The sequence below is a fragment of the Thalassoglobus sp. genome (genome assembly GCF_048270125.1).
GTDB lineage: Bacteria > Planctomycetota > Planctomycetia > Planctomycetales > Planctomycetaceae > Thalassoglobus.
This window is the reverse complement of sequence record NZ_JBLWTN010000001.1, coordinates 629,095-649,492: the sequence shown is the minus strand read 5'-3', so window position 1 is coordinate 649,492 and position 20,398 is coordinate 629,095. Positions and strand designations below refer to the sequence as shown.

Here is a 20,398-nt window from a genome sequence, read left to right as displayed (position 1 = left end):
TGGACAACTTGTCGAGCCACAAGCAGGCTGAAGTGACAACAGCGATCGAGAGTGTCGGTGCGAACGTGATGTTTCTCCCACCTTATTCACCAGACCTCAACCCGATCGAGAAGCTGTTTGCGAAGTTCAAAGGGCTTCTCCGCACGTCTGCTGAGCGAGCAATCGACGACCTCTGGAAACGCGTCGGTGAAGTCGTTGATGAGTTCAGTCCCCAAGAATGTTTGAATTACATTCACTCCTGCGGCTACACTGCAAACCAAACCTGAAGATGCTCTAGAGCTGTTTGCTCTACCGTGTGCCCGTGAAGAACGCATTTCTCTAGAACTGATCCTGAAACCTGAACTTGTGCTCTCAAACACTGAGAAAAGCCACTATTCCACAAGTTTCCGGACTGGTTCTAGTAAAAATGCTGTTCGCCACGAGGCAGAACCTGCAAACCAATTCGAAAGATGCTCTAGTTGACTACTTTCCGTTCGGAATCACTTCTTGTTTTTTGCAGGCAGATTCTCTTTTGTCTGCTGAATCACCGTTGGGATGTCCGTGCAGGCAACATCCAAGCCCAACCCGATCGCCAGGTAATAATCTTCCACTTTGTGACCAGGCCAGCCGTTGACCTTGTAGCCCAGTTTTTGAGCTTTTTGTACCAACTCTCGCGACGTCCCAGAAATATGACAAGCGATGTGCGTTGCTTGTAATCGCTTTGCGCGCTCGATGAACTCCAGCGACAACGGTTTGCCGGCAATGATCGCAATCGGCCAGTCCTCATCGAGCTTGCGCATTGCCACCAACGGCCGTTCGTCGAATGACGTGAACAGGTAGTCTGAATCAGCAGGCTTGTACTTCTTTGCGAGCGCGTACAGTTTGTCGCAATACTCAGCAATTCGAGTGTCGGGGTACAGCTTCTTATTGCTGGTCTTCATCTCCAGCTCAAGATACACCCCCGGTTTGTCCTGGAAGTACTTCAGAAAATCCTCGAGCAACAAAAAATCCTGGCCCTTCTTCGTCTGCACTTTCTTCAAATCGTCCGCTAGCTTTTCTTCGACTGGACCGCTGGAGTTATGAGTCCGGTCCAGAGTGTCGTCATGCAACAGGACTAACACCCCATCTTTGGTCATTCGGATGTCCGTCTCGAAGCCGCGAATCCCTCGCTTGTAGCAAGCTTCGAATCCCTCCATGGTATTCTCTTCGAATTCATGTGCGCCGCCACGATGTGCAAGAATCAGCGGCGTCTGATCCGATTCTTCGGCGAAACAATTTACACACAACGCCAGCCCGGCCAATACTGGACACAGTACAACGAATCGTAACATGAGCATTCCATGAGCTAAGGGATACAAAATTTATGTGCGGAGTCTAACTGGCACAGCGGGCCCTTTGAAATTTAGAGCATTTTCAATGCGTGTCGTTCTCATGAAGGTCACTTTCATGACTTCATTGACTGTTCACCACGGGCAAACGGTAGAGCAAACTGCTTTAGGCGTCGAATAATGCTGCGATTGGTTGTCCTTGGTCGGTGACGGGGACTGGTCGGTCGCCAGCGTACAGGTATTTATGGTAGTCAACACCCAGACAAGCACAGATGGTGGCGAAGAAGTCTGGCACAGAGACTGGGTTGTCAACGATCTTCTTGGAGAGGTGATCCGTTTCGCCCCATGCTCCTCGATGCGAAAGTCCTCCACCGGCAAGCACGCAACTAAATGCAGATCCCTGATGACCTCGACCGCCGCCGCTATCGAATTCTGGCGGACGTCCGAATTCGCTGGTGATCACGATCAGCGTCTTGTCGAGTAACCGCTTCTCTTCAAGGTCTGTGATCAATGTGGAAAAGGCTGTGTCCATTTCCTGGATCAGTTTATGTTGATTGACGATCCCGCTGTTATGGACATCCCAACCTGCACCGTTGAGGAAGTTCAGATTATGACTCACTTCAATAAATCGAACACCACGTTCGATCAATCGTCGACTCAACAGGCAGCGTTGACCAAACTCTCCCCCGTAGCGATTACGCAGGTCGGCCGGTTCTCTGTCGAGTTGAAAGACTCGACTAAATTCGGGGCCGCTTAATTTTAGGCTTTGCTCAATCGCTGCTTCATAGTCTTCGATTTGTGAAATTTTCGTTGGCTCAGAACTATTTTTCAGTGACGCCAGAAACGCCTCGCGACGACTTTGGCGTTGATCCGTAATTCCATCGGGACGCGATAAACCGGCAGGACCTCGACCAGTTTCAGTGAGGTACAAGTACCCATACTTCGCACCCAAGAATCCGGGGCCGCGAGTCACGTTTGGATACCCAATTAAAACATACGGCGGAGCACTGTCATTCACAGGCCCGCGTTCGTGAACAATCAACGATCCAATCGATGGATAAGTGACCGTACCGCTGATGGCTCGTCCGGTGTGCATGCGATTCGTTGCTGCAGCGTGTTCGTCAATCACATCATGATTCACGGTGCGAACTGCGGTCACGCGGTCCATGACTTTTGCCGTTTTCGACAGGTGCTCGCAAACCTGCACTCCCTTCACTGCAGTATCGATTGAGTCGTAATAGGACCCAGCTTTTTTAGCCTTCGGGTCACCTTTCGCTTTGGGGTCAAAGGTGTCGATCTGCCCCATACCTCCGCCCAGCCAGATGGAGATGACATGCTCTGCTTTCCCTTGCAGTAGCTGTTCAGATGCAAATGCCTGTGCTGGGTTTGCAAGGCTCATCGCCCCTGCTGCTGCTATCCCGCTTCCCAAAAACTGTCGTCGTGTTGGGTGAATCATGGGTGGACCTCAGTTTTAATTTAATGTTTGATGGATGCTGAGTTGTTTTGGCTCAGTCACGTTTGTCCAAAAATGTTCAGCTTGTTTTATTATGGAATCCAAACAAATTCTCGATCATTGACCAGGCTCCAGATGGCGTCTTCGTAGACTTCTCGCCACGCAGTTTGGAGTCGCGGATCAACTGGCGGACCGATTTGTACGCGTCGCTGCCATTCTTTTTGAATCTCATTTGCTTCAGGAACCAGATGGTTTGACCATGTGGAGACTGGTAACGGCGAGAGTGCTTGTGGCTGTTTGACTTGATCCGCTGGCAAGATCCGATCTGCGAAACCTGTCGCGAGTGGTGGGATGAACGCTGCTTTCTCTTGTTCATTGGGAGTGCGAGACAGGAATCGCAAAAACAGCGAATCGACCAAAGCTTCGGGAGACTTCGCATCTATCGCGAGTTGTGCGAGAGCCGATTGATTCGATGCCCGAGTCAACGACATAGTTAGGGTTCCGTTCGCAAGAATTCCCGGCTGAAGAAGATTTGCGTCGGTCTCACGTTCTGAAATCGGTTGCTGCCGAGTCCCTGTCCAGCCAAATGCTTCGAGAACATCAACAATCGGCTGTGCTCGTGGCAAAGAGAGACTTGGTCGGTCCCGTTCGTTGTTCAAACCCGCAAACATCCACGCCCGGCTGGGTGATCCAAGTGTGAGACGGTGATTCATTGGTTCCGCCCCGTCATGAACAAAGGTTAACTCCCCGGTTTCCATCTGGCTGCCGGTCGCGGTGAACAATGAATCCACAACTTGCTCGGCACTCAACCTTCTCGGATCAGGAGCATTAAAGAAACGTTGCTCAGCAGCAGCTTGTTCGTTCCGTCCAATTGCTTTTCGCTGATATAGTTGCGACGTCATGATCTGTTTGATGACGTGTCGTGTATCATAGTCATGCAAAACCAACTGGTCAGCCAGCCATTTCAGTAGCTCTGGATGGCTGACAGTTCTGCCTTCCCAATCGTTGACAGGTTGAACGATTCCGGCGCCGAGCAATCGATTCCAAAGATGGTTGGCGATGACCTGGGAAAAACGGTGATTTTGTGGAGTGGTGATCAACGCAGCCAACCGCTCGCGGGAGTCAGTCGGGCTCTGTACGAGCGCATCGATGTGCGGGCCATCCTCAACTCCAGTGAACGAAGCAAACGGCCATTTTGGTTGAACCTGGACATCTGGCTTCAATGTCACCTGAATTAACGACTCGCGGCCAATGCCTTCAAAAAACGCATCGGGAACACGACTGGTTTTAGGAGGAGTCAACTGCTTGCGATTCAGCATTGCAGCCACTGAGTAAAGATCTTCCTGTGAAGTGCTGTGATAGGGGGAATCGTGACAGCGGGCACACTGCAACTCGATGCCAAGAAAAGCGGAGGCCAGAATGTGGCCTTTGGCAGCCATCGGAGAATCATTTTCACCCGCCATTCCGAATCCTGCGCTCCCCCCCTCATGTGGGCTTCCACGCATTAAAATCAATTCTGTCACCATACGATCAAGGGCTTTCCCATCTCGCAGCGACTCATACAGAAACCAGCGAAACGGTCCTGTTGAATTGAGTGATTGATTCAGCAGTGTTGGATTTTCAGCCAGTAGGTCCATCCAAAAACTGACCCAATGGTCTGCGTAGCGGTCATCATTCAATAGTTGTTCGATCAGCTGATTTCGCTTCTGTGGATTGTTGTTCGTCAGGAACTCGCGAGCTTCGTCCTCTGTTGGACCAACTCCAACAGTATCTAGGAATGCGCGACGCATGAACGCTGCATCATCGATCACGGGGGCAAGTGCGATCGACTCAGAGTCAATCGGTGCGTTGGGCCAGACAGCCCCTTCTTTCACCCATGTTTCTAGTATTGCGATTTCCTCGTCGTTTAATCCTGATTTGGTAGGAGGCATATCTCCGGCACGGATGCGGACAATCATCTCACTTGCGTCAGGGTTCCCCGGAACAACGGCAGCCATTTCGGAGTCGCCCATCGAAAGTGCATGTTCTCTGGAATTGAGGCGTAAACCACCCTTCTCTTTCTCTCCGTGACACCTGAAACATTGCTCTCGCAAGATAGGCAGCACCTTGTTGTGAAAGTGTTGAGTTGTGTTCTCGTCAACTTCTTTCGCTTCGGAGATCGCATTCGCAATCTTGTTCGAAACAAATTGGTCTATCGGATGAACGTTGGCCTCTTTTGCTGCTTCTGATTTGTGCTTGACTGACTCTCTGGCCAGCTTGTGTCTTTGTGCCCAGAATGCATCCTGGGACGCAGCAGCCGCTCGACGTTGCTTGTCTTCGAGCGAAACCAGATTCGCTTCAAACTGACGTAGTTCCTGTTCGACTTCTGCGTCGGTCAGTGTTAAAGGGGATGCTGAGTCGGCTTTTAAGACGAAAAGCGGACCGGTGCTATGAGGTTGAATGGCAACGCAAACTTCGCCCGATTCCGTTCGATCTCCATTGCCGCCCACCAGCAATTCCAAAACGACTCGTTTTATTTGTGGACTCTGCTCTTGGCTGGCTGGGATTTCGAACTCGACAAAAGATTCTTGTTGTGGAAATGGAAGGAGCCGTGCGCCAGGAGTTAACGGTTCCGGAATTTGTATAATCGGTTCGAGATTTCCGCCTCGGCTGCGAACCGTTTTAGTTCGCGTGATGAGTTTGCCATCGATCCACAATCGGCTCAGTGAACGAGCACGTACCAGCACTCGATGTTGACCAGGGGGGACTTCGACGTCGCCTGCGATTCTTAATAAGAGTGGCGCCTTCCATCCCGTGCGAATCCCCCAAGAGTCGTACTGCATCGGGATTCGGGAAAGCAAAAATGAATCTCCCAGCCAGCGTACTGCTTCGGCAGGCGTGGTTTCGCTTTCGTATAACCAGCGACTTCCGGAAGGCATGTTTTCGCTGAGTTGATAAAGAACTTGATCTTCGGGAATTGTTCCCAGATCGGGCATCACTTCAGCTGCAAGTTGCTTCACACGTTTTTTTCCTACGCGATTGAAGCGAGACTTCAAGACTTCATCGTCGAGGATGGCGCGGTGGATCGCAACGGAATCCAGCATTCCCTGGAAACGCTCACCAATGCGGATTTCATCATCATCAACGACCGGCGGTTCCTTCGTCGCCCCGCCCATGTCCCATGTTCCGTCGGTCGATTTTCCGTTGATCCATCCGCGAATTGACTCGGGCTCGCCAAAGCGGTACGTGATCGCGATGTGATGCCAGCCTGTGGCGACCGGAAAACTGAGTTTGGACGTCCAGCGATGCCAATGATTTCCTGTGTTCGATAGTTTCGATGCAAACAAAAAGTTGACATGCGCTTCTCCGCCTCCTCCCATGATTCGCAACGCCCAGTTTTGGTTGTCGCGCGCGAATTTCGGGGAATTTGTGCGCCCTTTGCCGATCACGTAGAGAGGTTGACCATCTCGAATATCAGCAGGGTTCACCCAGGCTTCGAGCGTGATGGCATCACCATTTTTGAAATCGAATTCACTATCAGGTCCGGGGTCCGGAATTGACAGATAGCCACCGGCATCGAATTTCAGAGCCGTGTTGTCACTTGCCTGATCGGGAAATTCGGGAGGGCGCGGTCCTGCTTGATCGCGGTGCACGTTTCCATGAAGCTTCAAGGAACCTGTTTCTTCAGTCCCGAAATCCCAACGGATCGTTGAAATTGGTTCAGGGTCTGCTTGTGCGTACGATGAGACACCGACCAGCAATAGCACAGCAGCTAAGGTTTGAGAAAAACGCTTCATGTTGCAACGATCTCCTTGTAGGCTCGACCTTCGTTCTGATCGATGCGTTCAGGACGGCCTTTGTGTGTGTAGATTAATTTTCGATGGTCGATGCCCATCAGATGCAGGATTGTGGAGTGTATGTCGTGAACATGCAAACGGTCTTCAACCGCATGTAGTCCTAATTCGTCAGTCGTTCCGTATGCTTGTCCACCTTGCACTCCACCACCCGCCATCCACATTGTAAATCCGGTGGGATTGTGGTCACGACCGTTCCCTTGTTCACTCATCGGAGTACGACCAAATTCACCACCCCACACAACAAGCGTCTGCTCCAGAAGTCCACGCTGCTTTAGGTCCCTCAGCAGGCCAGCGACCGGTAAATCCATCCCACCGCACATTCTTGTGTGGTTCGCTTCGATGTTATTGTGAGCGTCCCATTTACTTCCTGCACCATGGTAGCATTGAACGAACCGCACACCTCGTTCGACCAATCGACGAGCCATCAACAGGTTCCGACCGTACGGTGCGGTTTTGTCGTCGTCCATTCCGTACATCTTATGTGTGTCGGCAGATTCCTTTGAGAGGTCAATTGCTTCTGGTGCATGAGCCTGCATCTGAAACGCCAATTCAAAGCTGCGGATGCGCGCGTCTAAGTCTGTGTTCTCCTGCCGTGATTCAGCATGTTGCCGATTGAGTTGTGCGAGAAAGTCAAGTTCCTGACGTTGTTGTGCATTGGCGATATGCTTTGGCGGGATCAGGTTAGAGAAAGGAGGACCTGACCTTTCCATAGTTGTTCCCTGATAGATCGCAGGCATAAAACCGGCTCCCCAGTTTCGCGAACCGTTGATCACGCGACCTTTCCCTTCCTGCATCACCACGAAAGCTGGCAGGTTTTCGTTCTCTGTCCCCAAGCCGTACGTGACCCAGCTTCCCAGTGAAGGCCGACCGGCAAACTGAGTGCCGGTATTCATCTGGCACATGCCGCCGGAATGGTTGATACCGTTGGTCCAGCATGATCGAATGACCGCCAGTTCATCAGCCATCTTGGCTGTGTGTGGTAACCAGTCGGAGATCCATAAGCCCCCTTCGCCGTGCTGCTTCCATTTTCGTTGAGTTGGCATGATGGGAGAATCAAATTCTCCCATCGCTGTAATGACGCGACCGAAACTTTCGGGAATCGGCTTGCCAGCTAATTTTTCGAGAGCAGGTTTCGGATCGAAAGTGTCGAGGTGACTCGGTCCACCATCCATAAATAGAAAGATGACACTCTTTGCCTTGCCTGCGTGGTGGGTGAGTTTCGCAGACAGCGGCGACGTCGCAGCAGGCTGACTCGCTGTCGCCTGCTGATCTGGGAGTAAACCCGCGAGTGCTAGCGCACCAAAACCTCCACCTCCCTGTAGCAACATCTCGCGTCGTGAAAGAGAGTTGCCGTTCTTGTTCTCAGTCAACATAAATCACCTCATTGGAACATAAGAGTGCGTGGAGCAGTGCGATGCGTGCACGCATCTCGGGTGAAGCATTTGTGTTCTCAGTATCTGCAACGAAGGCGTGTCGATTGTGCCCTGATGCGTCCTGACCTGGCTTGTCTTCACTTGCGAATTGAACATCAAACAGTAATCGTGAATGATCTCGGTTATCAGAGAATAACTCTTCCTGGCTCAGAGCCCCCTGATGCAGTTGGACACGTTGAACTAACCCATCCCACAAATGAGCTTTTGATCGCCCACCAATTTGTATCGGTTGATTTGCCTGGATATTCCAGCGAGCTTTGTGAGGAACGTTGGCAACCTGCGGCTTCGCATCTGGCTTGGATAAATCTTTCAAGTAGAAAGTGATCCCTTTGTCTGAGGCATCATCCAGATCGATAGAGACTGCGATGTAATACGGTTTGTTCAGTTCCACTCGAAGATTGGACGGTATCACTTCGTATTCTGGTTTGCTTTGCTCATCACTTTGTGAACCAACAAATTGCAGAATAAGATTTCGAGGTTTGTACGAGCTTTTAGTCGAAGTCACTCCGAGAGACCATCCTCGCTCAGAGTTCTTGTTTGTCCAAGAGTTGACGATCGTGCGAACATTGGCGTCGGAATACAATGAGCTCAGCAGCACTGTCGCCTCGATGGTGAAATCACCTTTGTATCTTGGATCTTGCAGTTCCTTAATCGGATCTATTTTGATGGAGGTCGGTTTCTCGGGATCCAGGAGAATTGCCGGGCGTCCATCCGGCAGTGATTTCAACCGTTTGGGTTGCTTGATCTCTTCCGTATTTGATGCATAGAGTTCAACGAATTTCGCTGCCTGATCGATTTCTTCTCGACTGGCATCGCGGAAGTATAGCCGGTCATAGGCAGTCTCAACGAGTGAATTTAGTTTCAATGAAGCGACATTTGTCGCAAGGTTTTTGGCACGATCGTGCAACCACGGATTGTTCATCATTAAGAGTGACTGCGGTGAGGTCGTTGTTCGATGCCGCTTGCCTTGGCTTTCTACGCGGTCTGGAAAATCGAACGCAGCTAACAGCGGGTCGAGCGAGTTGCGTTTCACCGGCTTATAAATTGCCCGCTTCAGTTGTCCCATTTCTCCGCTCGCAGCGACAATACAGTCATGAATCTCTTCCCCCGACAAGCGACGAGGATTCATTTTCCATAACAATTCATTCTGAGGGTCAAGAGCAGCCAAATGTTCGTCCATCTTACGTGTGGTTGACTGGCGATACGTGGCTGATGTGAGAATTAAACGATGCAGTTTTTTCAGGCTCCAACCATCTGCCATGAAACGTTGAGCAAGCCAGTCGAGCAGTTCCGGGTGCGAAGGTGGTGTTCCGAGATGTCCAAAGTCGCTTGTCGTTGCGACAAGTCCCCTGCCGAAGTGTTGTTGCCAGACTCGGTTGACGATGACGCGCGAAGTGAGCGGGTTGTCTTGGCTGACAATCCACTTCGCTAAAGCGGTTCGACGTCCCGTTGATTGCAAGGCCTCAGGCGGAGGGATGATCGTTGCCGGTTCTTCGTTCAGGATAACGGGGAAGGCGGGATCAATCGGTTTTTGATCCGTCAAACCTGGAATGAAAGTCGGCGGTGCGACTGGACCGACATCGGTGGCGACAAACTTCAGCGTCGGCAGCGGTTCCGGCTTGAGGTGATCAAACTCTGCTAACTTTGCCAACAATTGTTGACGCTCTGCTTCCTGAGCTTCATCTAACCATTCGGGTAATTTTTCTGGAAGGACGTCAAACTGTTTCGATGCCAATATCGCGATCTGTTCCTCATAAGGACTCAGTTCATGACGGCGACTTTTGATCATCGCCTGAATCTCTTTTGTGAACCGATGAACTCCTTCACGCGTTGCATGGGCGAGAAGTTCTGGAGTTTCGATTTCGTGCAAGCGTTTGCGGATATCCTCGGTGGCTGCTTCCCAGATGCGTTGTTGTTCGAGATGTTTGGTACGTGTTTCGACATCAGCGATCGGTTGATTTTCTTCAGGTTTTAACGGAGTGAAGAAAGCTCGCATGGCGTAGTAGTCGCGTTGAAGCAACGGATCAAATTTATGATCGTGGCAACGCGCACACTTCATTCCTTGAGCAAGAAACAGGTCCGCGGTTGTCTCAGTGATGTCGCTCAGGATTTGAGCCCATTGTCCTTCAACATCACGCTGATTGTGCTCGTAGATCCAGTGTCGTAAATACATTGTTGCAATGAGAGCATCTCGGTTACCCGGGTCAATTTCATCACCGGCAAGTTGTTCCATCACAAATCTGTCATACGGTTTATCTTCATTGAATGATCGAATGACATAGTCGCGGTAGTGGTAAGCTTCTGGACGGCTGTGGTCTGCGTTGTATCCGTCAGAGTCAGCATATCGAACGAGATCAAGCCAATGACGAGCTTGATTTTCGCCATATGCAGAAGTCGCCAGCAGATCGTCAATGAGTCTCTCATACCAATCAGAATCATTCTCAATCAGTTGACGAGTTGACTCATCAGGGGGCAGACCAGTTACCGCGAAGTGAACTCGCCGCGCGAGTTTTTCTGCATCGGCCGACGGTGTTGGCGTCACACCTTCTCTCGCCAGTCGGTCGAAGATAAATCGGTCAATCTCATTTCGACACCAGCCATTGTCTTCAACTTCGGGGACAGCTGGAGAGCTGATTGGCTGATAGCACCACCAGGCACGATCTTCTTCGGTGATCTTCGGGGTCGGCTTCAGCACAACACCCGTGGGCCACTCTGCACCAGCTTTAATCCAGCTTGCAATTCCTTCAATAACATTCGGTTCCAACTGACCGCTCGGAGGCATCTCGAACGATTCGTAACGCAATGCCTCGAGAAGCAGGCTCTCGTCAGGCTTGCCAGCCACGATGGCTGATCCTGATTCTCCTCCTCGAAGTAACTCCTCGATTGTGGTCAGGCGAAGTCCACCTTCCTGTTTCGTCTCACCATGACATTTGATGCAATGCGTGACGAGCAATGGGCGAACATGATTCTCAAACAAATCTCTTGTTTGAGCCGAACTCTGAGCCGACTGTTGGTCCGCTTCCTGAGCATCTAGCGAAAGCGGAATTAAACCGCAGAGGCATGTTGCAACGATCACTAAGCGACGAACTTCCAACATCTTCGAAGCGTTGGAGAGTGTCGCATCGAGCAAGCGAAACGGTTGTGGCAACAATCTCATCATTTTTTTATTTCCGGTAATCCACCAATGAAGACTGGGTCAACATGATGTGCATCGTCGAGAGCATCCTGAATGAAGAATCCTGACACCGCTTCCCCTTCGGCGTAACCCAAGTCGGAGAAATCAATCCCTACTGCCAAGCCGCGAAATTTGATCGCCTGCTGGTGAGTTTTGGTTTTGATTGAGTTCAGCTTCTCCAGTGAGTCTGTCGTTTCTTCAAAAAAGTGAACGTGAAAATTTGTCAGGTAAAGTGATTCGGGAGACTCCATCGTCAAGTCATACTTATGAATCGTATGCGAACGGAGTCCTTCTCGAAACACGAGCGGGCTGATATGAAACGGATCTCCATCAGGCGGATTCGCGAATGTTTGCAGATCAAACAGTATCACATCCGCCCCAGGCCCATTGACGACAGCCCGGTCAAAACGAATCGCCATTCCAGGGGTTTTATCATCACCATCCAGAACGGGGGATTGCGTTAACGATTCACGACTCCCGGCAGGATTGATGATACCAGTCACAAGGTTATGGTCGATCGAAATCGAACTTCGTGGATTTGGAAATGTTTCGGGACCACACAGAAATGCTCCGCTCGCTGGTGAGTGAAACGAGATGACCTGAGCAGGAATAAGCTCATCAGCCAAGACCTCAACAATTCGTCCACCTCGCTGAATGGTGACACTGACAAGATTTTCCGCACCTCCATCAGGACCAGCAGTCGCTTTGTACGAAACCACTCGATCTGGCAGCGAGTGGCGATAGCTGGTCGGGTCAAACGGAAGCGAATCTTTTAAGGAAGCACCAGTTGTCGCGAAACGTTTCGCTTCACCGATCACTAACCGAGTTTCAGATGCTTGATTGTGGTCAACCTGGCCATTCTGGTCTACGTCGTAGACATCGGCTGCCCCTTCGATGACCTGGACATCGGTTTCAGTCGATTCTGAAACGTTGACAGCAAACCGCGTCCCACGATCCACAATGCGTGTACTGGGGGTGTCGATGCGAAAACCTTCAGCCCCTGGAGGTGCATGAACTGAACAGCGACCGACATCAAGTGCCAGACTCTCATCAGACGAAATCCGAAACACCGTCGGCCCTTCCATGATGACCGAAGCCCCTGCCGGGAATTCCACTTCAATCATCCCGCTCATTAACACATATTCTCGTTGTGGCGCCAGCAGGGAGCCGATGGGCGGAGCAAGCTCTCCAAAGAACTTTGCGTGTGAGCTATTCGCCATTCGAACTTCAGGGAGAGAATCCTCCAGGGTGATCACTTCACCGGTGCCATTCTCGTCAGACATCTTGGGGAGAAGCGAAACAATAATCAGACTGAGAGCAACGCATCCCAGGAGAACAGGGACGATCTGTCGCAGGCCAAGCTTACGGTCTGAAGGGCGCTGAGGAACGTCAGGGATCGATTTTGTATTCAATATCTCCGACATCACACGGTTTGAGAAGTCGTTGTCATTTTCGGGTAACAAAGCGAGTGTTTCGCAAATAAATGCTTCTTGCGAATCGAATTGCTCTGCTGCAACCAACCCGAGGAGTCGGTGTGTTTGAAACATATCGGCTGCCTGATGAACGAGCGTTTCATCTGCAGTCAGAAGTCCTTGCAATTCTTTAAGGCCGACCTCTTCAAGTTCACCTTCGAGGTAGTCCGTCCAGAGTTCTTCAAAACGTTCTTGAGCATTCACGAGGCACCTCCTTCGCTCGCTGTCATGCGACTCTCTACACACTGATGAAGAAGTTGCCTCGTCTTCCAAAGCTGCTTTTTCACGGCAGGTACGGAACGCCCACTGCGAGTCGCCATTTCATCCAGCGAGATTTCCTCATCGTATCTCCATGAAACAAAACAACGAAGACGTTCGTCCAGAGTTTCCAGACAGCCCTGCAAATATTCCAGACGCAGTTTCCACGCTTCGGATGAACTGTCGCTTCGTCGGGCAAGTTCCCGTTGCAGTAAGTCAGGCCCGTATCGCGTGTGATAGTCGGCAATTCGCCGAAGCCGAGTCGTTTCTGTTCGTAATTGAAATTTTGCGATGGTAAACAGCCAGGCTTCGAAGTTTGTGCCTAATTCGAATTCGTTGAGCCGCGTAAATGCCGAGACAAAGCTGCGTTGAGCGATATCGTCTACATCGACTCCCGGTGGTGCATGGACTGCCAGCCACGTCCGTAGCGAACGCTCATACCGGCGCACAATCACAGCGAACGCCGCAGTGTCACCGCGAGAAACTCGCTCTAACGCTGCGTCGATTTGTGCATCATCAGGTATTCTATTTGAGGCCATATATCTCATCATGGCAGATGTCAGTAATAAGTTACCCCCAATATCAAACGAATTTAATCAGAATTTCGTTTATGTGTTGCCCTGAGATGGTTTAGAACATTTACAGGCACTGAGCGAATGATGGAAATGTCATCGATATTCTCAGGAGTCAGCGGGTGAAATTCGCTGATTTCTATCCTCGACTCACATTTTTTCGGACTTGAATAGAAAAGGGTGCCGCAGTTTCAGCTTTGCGTTTGGCCGTCAACCTCTTTGTCAGCAAATTTCCGGTATGAGCTTCCCTGTTAGAGCGACTGGCAAACTCCCTAAAGGTTGCGAGATGTTCACAATTGACAAAATGAGATGACACTTGGAAAAAATGAACTGATCGAGAAACCTGAATTTGCTCTCTCAAATGCTGAGAGAAGAGACCATTTCAAAAGGTTTTCGAACTCATTCTCAACATGATTGCAATCATAAAGTCTGCCGGAGCAAGCACGCTTATTGTCTTTCTTTTTGCTCAGACTCTCACCCTGTATGCCGATGGGAACGTCAGCAATGACGTCAAGAACTCGCGACTCGTTCCGAGTAATTGGGACGCTGCTCTGGCAGGTGATCAAGTTTTGAACAAGCTCATTCGTGTCTCCGCTCCGCAGATGCGAGGTGCTCATGATGCGGAATTTGTATGCGTCGGAGAGCGGGCTTACATTGTCGAACATGACAATGACGTTCAGCCCGGTCACGGCGCTGGACGGAGGATGTATTGTGTACTTTCCGTTGTGAACTTGAAGACGTTGAAAGTGGAGAAACCATTCCGCTGGCAAAGTCGGAGCAGGTTTTTGAGAATGACACTGCCTGCCGGTGCTTGTTTTGTGCCCCGCATCATCAACCTCGATGAGCAAGTCTTGCGATGTTATTTTGTCAGCGAAGATGGAGGAAATCGTCAGGCGCAAACTTGGGATTGCGACTTCAATCTGCGTACAAAAACTTTTGAAAGCAGTATTCATAACGTGAAGATCAAAACTGGAGCCGGGATCTTCGAGATGCAACCACATGTAGACATCGGTCAAAAAACGTGGCGTTCGACGAAATGCTATTCTCTTCCCTGCTGTTCATCGCTCAGAACAAATCTCTACCCAATCAATGAGGTCCCTCCCCTGGCTTCTTTAACAATCATCTGAATAAAGTGGATCTTGCGCAGCACAGGACGCGACATCACAAACGGATAAAAGTCGTGCTGCCCCATACTCCGCGACAGTTCGTTGAGAACCGTTGTTAATTGGACCCAGGAATTGACTAGTAGAATAACGTGATCTGCGTCCGGAGTTTTTGGGTCATGAAGGTCATCGATCAGGAACGGCTCAATTGTCTGTTCCACGTCGTCGCCACGCAGTCCGAATTGTAATGCCGTGTCGAGACTGTCGACGATATGCAGATAGTGAGCCCAAGTTTCCGCCCAGTCTTCCCAAGGATGGACTGAAGCATACGAAGTAATGTGACGGTCAGCCCAATCTGTCGGAGCACCATTCTCGTAATTGTTTTTGAGAGCGGCAGCGTAATCTTGTCTCTCGTCACCAAACAGTGTGCGAAATTTCTCGTGCCATGGTGTGCCGGAGACCAATCGGTCCCAGTAGTAGTGGCCAATCTCGTGACGGAGGTGCCCCAGGAGCGTACGGTACGGTTCATGCATTTGATGCCTGGTTTTTTCCCGAATCGAGTCGTCCGCTTCTTCGATGTTCAGGGTAATCAAGCCATCGGCATGCCCGGTAAGAACGTGGGAGCCGACCTCTGAGGAACGTAAAAAATCGAACATCACGCCATGTTCAGGATCTTCGCACTCCTTTGAGACGACCGGAAGTCCGAGGTTTAGCAATTGCGCGACAAGACGCCGCTTGGCGTTCTCGATTTTACGCCACCACGTGCAGTTGTCGGGATCGCTGAGGTCTGGGATCGTTTGGTTTAACCGGCACGATCGGCAGAGCGATTGGTCTTCTTCGACTTCTATCAGCCAGTTGCATCCTGCTGCGGATTGGAAATTTCCGCAACGCTTCCAGATTTTTGCTGCATCAGGTTCCTCATCGATAATCCACGTCTCCGGTTGCGGTGCTGGAGTCAATGAACAGAGCAACTGCAGGTCCGGGATGTAGCCCAAAGGTGCCTGGCATCCAAGGCACAAACTATTTTGAAAATAGATGGGCCTTTCACAGCGACAGCGAAACGCGGATCTGCCTTTTGATGGTTCTTCCGAATTCCACGCTTCAAGTAAGCGTTTCGTAATCGTCTCGAAAATACTCATCATGTTTGCCTTTTCACCACGATTTGCGAGTCGTGCGTAATGCCGTTTGTTTAGAGCTCATTCTGAAACTTGAATTCTCTCTCACTAGAGCAGTTTGCTCTACCGTTTGCCCGTGAAGAACGCATTTCTCCAGTAAAAATGCTGTTCGCCACGAGGCAGAACCTGCAAACCATTTCGAAAGATGCTCTAACATGGAGAAGAGTAACGATTTCAGAGGATTTCGGACTGCTTCTAATATTTTTCTGTTACGAATCATCTTCCTGCAAGCGATTATGAATCGTCATATTCTCCCTTCTTGGATCGTCTGGAGAGTCGAATTTCGTCAAGAGGAACTTCCTGATACGGAATCAAACTGAGCAGATGATCGATGCAATTCAGTCTTGTACGACGTTTGTCGTTGGATGGCACAATATAACATGGTGCGTGATCGGTGTCGGTCGCTGCAAGCATTTTGTCTCGGGCCTTCGAGTACTCATACCATTTGGTCCGTGATAGTAAATCCATCGAGTTGAGTTTCCACAGGCGTAAAGGATCTTCAATGCGGGCCTCGAAGCGCCGCTTCTGCTCGTCATTGCTAACCTCGAGCCAATATCTAATGAGCAGGATGCCCGCATCAACGGAATACTGCTCGATCAAAGGGCAAAGCTCGGGAAACCGATCGCGTTGTTTGGACGTGCAAAAGCCCATGACATATTCAACACCCGCACGGTTGTACCAACTGCGATCAAAAATTGTAATTTCACCTCCCGCAGGGAAGTGCAACGACGCGAAATACTCGAGGGCCGACACGTTCTGTGATCGCGCGGATCGTGCCTCCATTTCAAGCGGCATCGCGACCTTCGAAAACGATGATTACCCGCAGTCCTTTATGCTTGACCCACTCTTGCAGTTTGAATAATTCCGATTGAAGATTTCGTACCTCCTTCTCATTCGCTTTACGCTTCATTTTTGTTTGTGGTTCATCACATTGCGATTTCGACATCGGCTTCTTTTGATGTTTTCACTGTTTCTTGATCACTGCAGTTCGATACATCAGGTTTAATCGCCGACTGGGCGTGGAACTGCGTTCCAGATGTCTGTTGCATATTCGGAAATTGTACGGTCGATGGAAAACTTTCCAGAGCAAACAACACTCATGATCGCTTTGCGTGTCCATGCGTCTGAGTCAGCGTATAGGTCGCCCAGTTGTTGTTGGGACTCGGCATAGGAAGTCAGATCGACAAGATGCATGAAGTAGTCACCACCCTCCAAGAGCGTCTCACGAATCGGTGCAGAGATTCCTGCTTCGTTGCTGCTGAAGTGATCGGTGAATATTAAATCAAGTGCTGCGCGCGTCTCCGGTTCGTTCTCGCAATGTCAGAGGGGGATAATTCCTTGGTGTAACTTCACAGCAGGCAAGTCTCTTTGGGCTCCTGAATGTTGGGAGCCTGCATCTTTACATCGCCGCAGGATGCTGTGAGATTCCGCATGTTTAAGCTGGAAAATGAACTGGGGCAAATTTCCCCAGTCTGGTATTTTGCCCCGCTCGATAAGTCCTGATTTTGCAGAGACCCAGTGAATTCCCTTGTCGATCAGGTGGAATGCAGCATTGGCATGAGTCGTGCATATTGAGGACTTTCAATTAAGACCGACGCTCTTCTGGAGCTTCAGTCTCTTTTGTAACTTCACTCTGTGTCATTCAATCACTCGATCAATAAGGCGCTGCCATGCTCAAGCAAGACAATACTCGTGAACGAATCAAGGAACTGACTCGTGAAATCAAGGAAAGAAGCGTTCCCTTTCAGAACATTGTGGAACAAGTCAATCATGTACTTGTGGGACAAGAGAAGCTTGTACAGCGAATGTTGATCGGGTTACTCGCTAACGGTCACTTGCTCATTGAAGGTGTTCCCGGATTGGCGAAGACAACGGCGGTCGCCAGCCTTGCTAAAGCGATCGATACCGGCTTTCAGCGTTTGCAATTCACACCGGATTTATTACCTGCTGACTTGATCGGAACACAAGTCTATCGTCCGCAGGATCAAACCTTTGTCGTTCAGAAAGGACCGATTTTCTCAAACCTGATTCTGGCGGACGAGATTAATCGTGCCCCTGCAAAAGTGCAAAGCGCGTTGCTGGAAGCGATGCAGGAACGGCAAGTCACTATCGGCGGCGAAACCTTTCCTCTCGACAATCCATTTCTCGTCATGGCAACGCAAAACCCGGTGGAGCAAGAAGGAACTTACCAGCTTCCCGAAGCTCAAACGGATCGCTTCATGTTGAAAGTGATCGTCGAGTATCCCAACAGAGATGAAGAACTTCGCATCCTCCAAAGGATGAGCAAGACCTCTGCCAAATTCGATATTCAACCTGTCACATCCCCTGCTGAGATTTTGGCTGCTCGTGAATTGATCGATGAAATCTATGTCGATTCGAAAGTGCAAAACTATATCGTCGATCTGGTGATGGCGACGCGTAATCCGGAAGCCTACGGGTTGCAACTAAAAGACTTGATTCAGTTCGGTGGCTCCCCACGTGCAACGATCAATTTGACCTTAGCTGCCAAGGCTCATGCGTTTCTGGAAGGTCGCGGATACGTCACACCGGCAGACGTGAAAGAGATCGCTCTGGATGTCCTTCGTCATCGCGTCATGGTGACTTATGAAGCGGAAGCCGAGGAACGGACCAGCGAGTCCATCGTGACAGAGATCCTCAATCATGTCGCCACTCCATGAGGTTCGAACGGTTTTGCCAGGCACTCAAGGTGTCTGGCAAAACAGACACTTTAAAATGTGTAAGTCACATGACACTACGCGCCGAATAGAGAGCTAGAATTATGATTCCACGAGAAATTCTTAAGAAAATCCGCCATATTCAAATTCGCACTTCTCATAAAGTCGACGAACTGCTGGCGGGGAACTGGCATTCGGCGTTCAAGGGGCGAGGGATCGAATTTGAAGAAGTTCGACCGTATCAAATCGGTGACGATGTTCGGGCGATTGATTGGAACGTCACCGCGCGGAGCAATCAGCCGTTCGTCAAACTGTTCCGGGAAGAACGTGAACTGGCAGTGCATCTGCTGGTCGACTTGAGTGGTTCTCAAAATCTGGGAACCACAACACAGACCAAACGTGAATTGATCGCTGAACTCGGTGCGCTACTTGCGATGTCTGCGATAAAGAATAATGACAAGGTTGGCTTGACGTTGTTCACTGATGGGATTGAAAAGAGTATTCCCGCTCGCAAAGGTTCGCGACACGTCCTGCGATTGATTCGCGAACTGTTGTACTGCGAACCGATCAGCACGGGCACCAATGTGAAACAAGCGTTGGAACATCTGAATCGGGTTTCCAAACGAAGGACCGTAGTCTTCTTGATTAGTGACTTTCAAGACAGCTCGTTCGAGCAGGTTCTCAAAGTGGCAAGTCGTAAGCACGACATCATTCCCGTCGTCGTCGCAGACCCGCGCGAATATGAAATGCCGAACGTCGGTCTTGTCAGATTACAAGACGAAGAGACCGGAGCGGTCATCACCCTGGATACGTCGAGTAAGAAGAATCGAGAGCAATTTGCGAATCTGTACAAACAGCAAGCTGAATCGCGGGACCACATGTTTCGACGACTACGCCTGCAGCCGATTCATCTCGAAACCGGAAGCGACATCGTCGATCCACTGCGGAAATATTTTCATCAACGCGAGAACCGATCATGAACCGGCAAATACATAACAGAATCGTTCAAGCTGTTGTCATGGCAGGCATCGTGACTGTCGTCTGTTGTCAGCAAACTTTGGCAGCCGATTCCACTGTGACCGAGAATGTCTCCAATAGATCCGTGCAGGTGGCAGAACCGTTCACAATCGAATGGAGTGTTACAACGGCGGAGGGTGCGAAGGTGACGTTCCCGGCAACTGGCAAGAAGCTTGGCGAATTCGATGTGCTCGCAATCACCGATCTGTTTGACATCCCCAGCGACAACGGGACCGAAACGCGAAGCTGGACTCGGCGGATGACATTGGAAACCATCCACACTGGCGAATTAAACATTCCTGAGTTGGAAATTCAAGTCAGTGACAGTAACGGTTCACACGTCGTGCAATCCAAACCAATCACGATCAATGTCGCCAGTGTCCTGGAAGATCGTTCTGATCCGACTCAATTTCGCGACATTCAATCGGTTGTCGATGTAGCTCTCCCGGTGACACATTCCAGTTCGTGGGTGTTCTGGACCATGGGGGGGATTAGTGGTTTGGCTCTGTTGGCAATCGCTGGGCTCCTTCTCACTCGTCGGGTGACGTATCTCACTCCAGAACTCTGGGCGATGGAACAACTCGATGAGTTGGAAAAATTGATTCAGGCGGGAACCACCACTAGCGAACTTGCTGCTCTGGAAGTGTCGCGCATCGCTCAAAAATTCTTGCAGTTCCAATTGGGACTCCCCGAATCAGAAGAAACGACTCAAGAACTTTTACACGAAGTGAAACTCAGCGAATGTGTGAGCGATGAAGTCATTGAGCGTCTCAACACTCTGTTCATGCTAACGGAGCAAGCGAAGTTCGCCGGTTTGAAACTCAATCCAGCAGACTATCAAAGTGTTGTTCGGGATACGCGAAAACTGATCCAGCGAATTTCGGTCGAAACCAAAACCGTCGCCACGATAGCGTAATAAAGA

At 50.3% G+C, this 20,398-nt stretch carries 13 protein-coding genes and 2 pseudogenes; 5 read left to right on the top strand and 10 right to left on the bottom strand.

The genetic code is table 11. From position 1 onward, the window contains the following. On the top strand, positions 1–266 hold a 266-nt coding region (locus ACN0YR_RS02330; RefSeq protein WP_417847593.1), incomplete at its 5' end, for a transposase. A 213-nt stretch (positions 267–479) separates the two neighbouring features. Here ACN0YR_RS02330 and ACN0YR_RS02325 read toward each other — a convergent pair. From ACN0YR_RS02325 to ACN0YR_RS02295, 7 genes are all read right to left on the bottom strand, one after another. Beyond that, positions 480–1,310 carry a glycerophosphodiester phosphodiesterase gene (locus tag ACN0YR_RS02325; RefSeq protein ID WP_417847592.1) on the bottom strand — a complete coding sequence of 277 codons (831 nt, stop codon included), beginning with the start codon at positions 1,308–1,310 and terminating at the stop codon, positions 480–482. A 163-nt stretch (positions 1,311–1,473) separates the two neighbouring features. Beyond that, positions 1,474–2,763: a DUF1501 domain-containing protein gene (locus ACN0YR_RS02320; RefSeq protein WP_417847591.1), complete on the bottom strand. Its 1,290-nt coding sequence runs from the start codon at positions 2,761–2,763 to the stop codon at positions 1,474–1,476. An 89-nt stretch (positions 2,764–2,852) separates the two neighbouring features. Further along, a complete protein-coding gene (locus ACN0YR_RS02315; protein WP_417847590.1) occupies positions 2,853–6,536 on the bottom strand; it encodes a DUF1553 domain-containing protein in 3,684 nt (1,227 codons plus the stop codon). Further along, on the bottom strand, positions 6,533–7,969 hold the full coding sequence (locus ACN0YR_RS02310) for a DUF1501 domain-containing protein (RefSeq protein ID WP_417847589.1): 1,437 nt from the start codon (positions 7,967–7,969) through the stop codon (positions 6,533–6,535). Before ACN0YR_RS02310 ends, ACN0YR_RS02315 begins: the two co-directional genes overlap by 4 nt. Next, a complete protein-coding gene (locus ACN0YR_RS02305; protein ID WP_417847588.1) occupies positions 7,959–11,189 on the bottom strand; it encodes a DUF1553 domain-containing protein in 3,231 nt (1,076 codons plus the stop codon). Before ACN0YR_RS02305 ends, ACN0YR_RS02310 begins: the two co-directional genes overlap by 11 nt. Next, positions 11,186–12,880, bottom strand: coding sequence for a FecR family protein (locus tag ACN0YR_RS02300; RefSeq protein ID WP_417847587.1), 1,695 nt, complete (start codon positions 12,878–12,880; stop codon positions 11,186–11,188). Before ACN0YR_RS02300 ends, ACN0YR_RS02305 begins: the two co-directional genes overlap by 4 nt. Next, positions 12,877–13,473: a sigma-70 family RNA polymerase sigma factor gene (locus tag ACN0YR_RS02295; RefSeq protein WP_417847586.1), complete on the bottom strand. Its 597-nt coding sequence runs from the start codon at positions 13,471–13,473 to the stop codon at positions 12,877–12,879. The genes ACN0YR_RS02300 and ACN0YR_RS02295 overlap by 4 nt, the downstream gene beginning before the upstream one ends. Positions 13,474–13,916: 443 nt before the next feature. Between ACN0YR_RS02295 and ACN0YR_RS02290 the strand changes: the two genes are divergently transcribed. After that, a complete protein-coding gene (locus tag ACN0YR_RS02290; protein WP_417847585.1) occupies positions 13,917–14,633 on the top strand; it encodes a hypothetical protein in 717 nt (238 codons plus the stop codon). Here the strand turns inward: ACN0YR_RS02290 and ACN0YR_RS02285 are convergent. The 3 genes and pseudogenes from ACN0YR_RS02285 to ACN0YR_RS02275 form a co-directional block, all read right to left on the bottom strand. Then, complete coding sequence (locus tag ACN0YR_RS02285; protein WP_417847584.1) at positions 14,585–15,751, bottom strand: zinc-binding metallopeptidase family protein; 1,167 nt, start codon at positions 15,749–15,751, stop codon at positions 14,585–14,587. The two genes, ACN0YR_RS02290 and ACN0YR_RS02285, sit on opposite strands and share 49 nt — an antisense overlap. A gap of 267 nt (positions 15,752–16,018) precedes the next feature. Beyond that, positions 16,019–16,730 (bottom strand): annotated as a pseudogene (locus tag ACN0YR_RS02280) (polyphosphate kinase 2). A gap of 56 nt (positions 16,731–16,786) precedes the next feature. After that, positions 16,787–17,086, bottom strand: a pseudogene (locus ACN0YR_RS02275) (glycogen/starch/alpha-glucan phosphorylase); the annotation flags it as partial. Between the two features lie 368 nt (positions 17,087–17,454). Here ACN0YR_RS02275 and ACN0YR_RS02270 point away from each other — a divergent pair. The 3 genes from ACN0YR_RS02270 to ACN0YR_RS02260 all read left to right on the top strand — a co-directional run bounded on the left by ACN0YR_RS02270 (position 17,455) and on the right by ACN0YR_RS02260 (position 20,392). Beyond that, entirely contained in the window at positions 17,455–18,462 is a 1,008-nt protein-coding gene (locus ACN0YR_RS02270) for an AAA family ATPase (protein WP_417847583.1), read from the top strand. Positions 18,463–18,563: 101 nt separating this feature from the next. Then, the gene (locus ACN0YR_RS02265; protein WP_417847582.1) at positions 18,564–19,439 is read left to right on the top strand and encodes a DUF58 domain-containing protein; all 876 of its coding nucleotides are present in this window, start codon (positions 18,564–18,566) and stop codon (positions 19,437–19,439) included. Then, positions 19,436–20,392, top strand: coding sequence for a BatD family protein (locus ACN0YR_RS02260; protein ID WP_417847581.1), 957 nt, complete (start codon positions 19,436–19,438; stop codon positions 20,390–20,392). The genes ACN0YR_RS02265 and ACN0YR_RS02260 overlap by 4 nt, the downstream gene beginning before the upstream one ends. Positions 20,393–20,398: the final 6 nt, after the last annotated feature.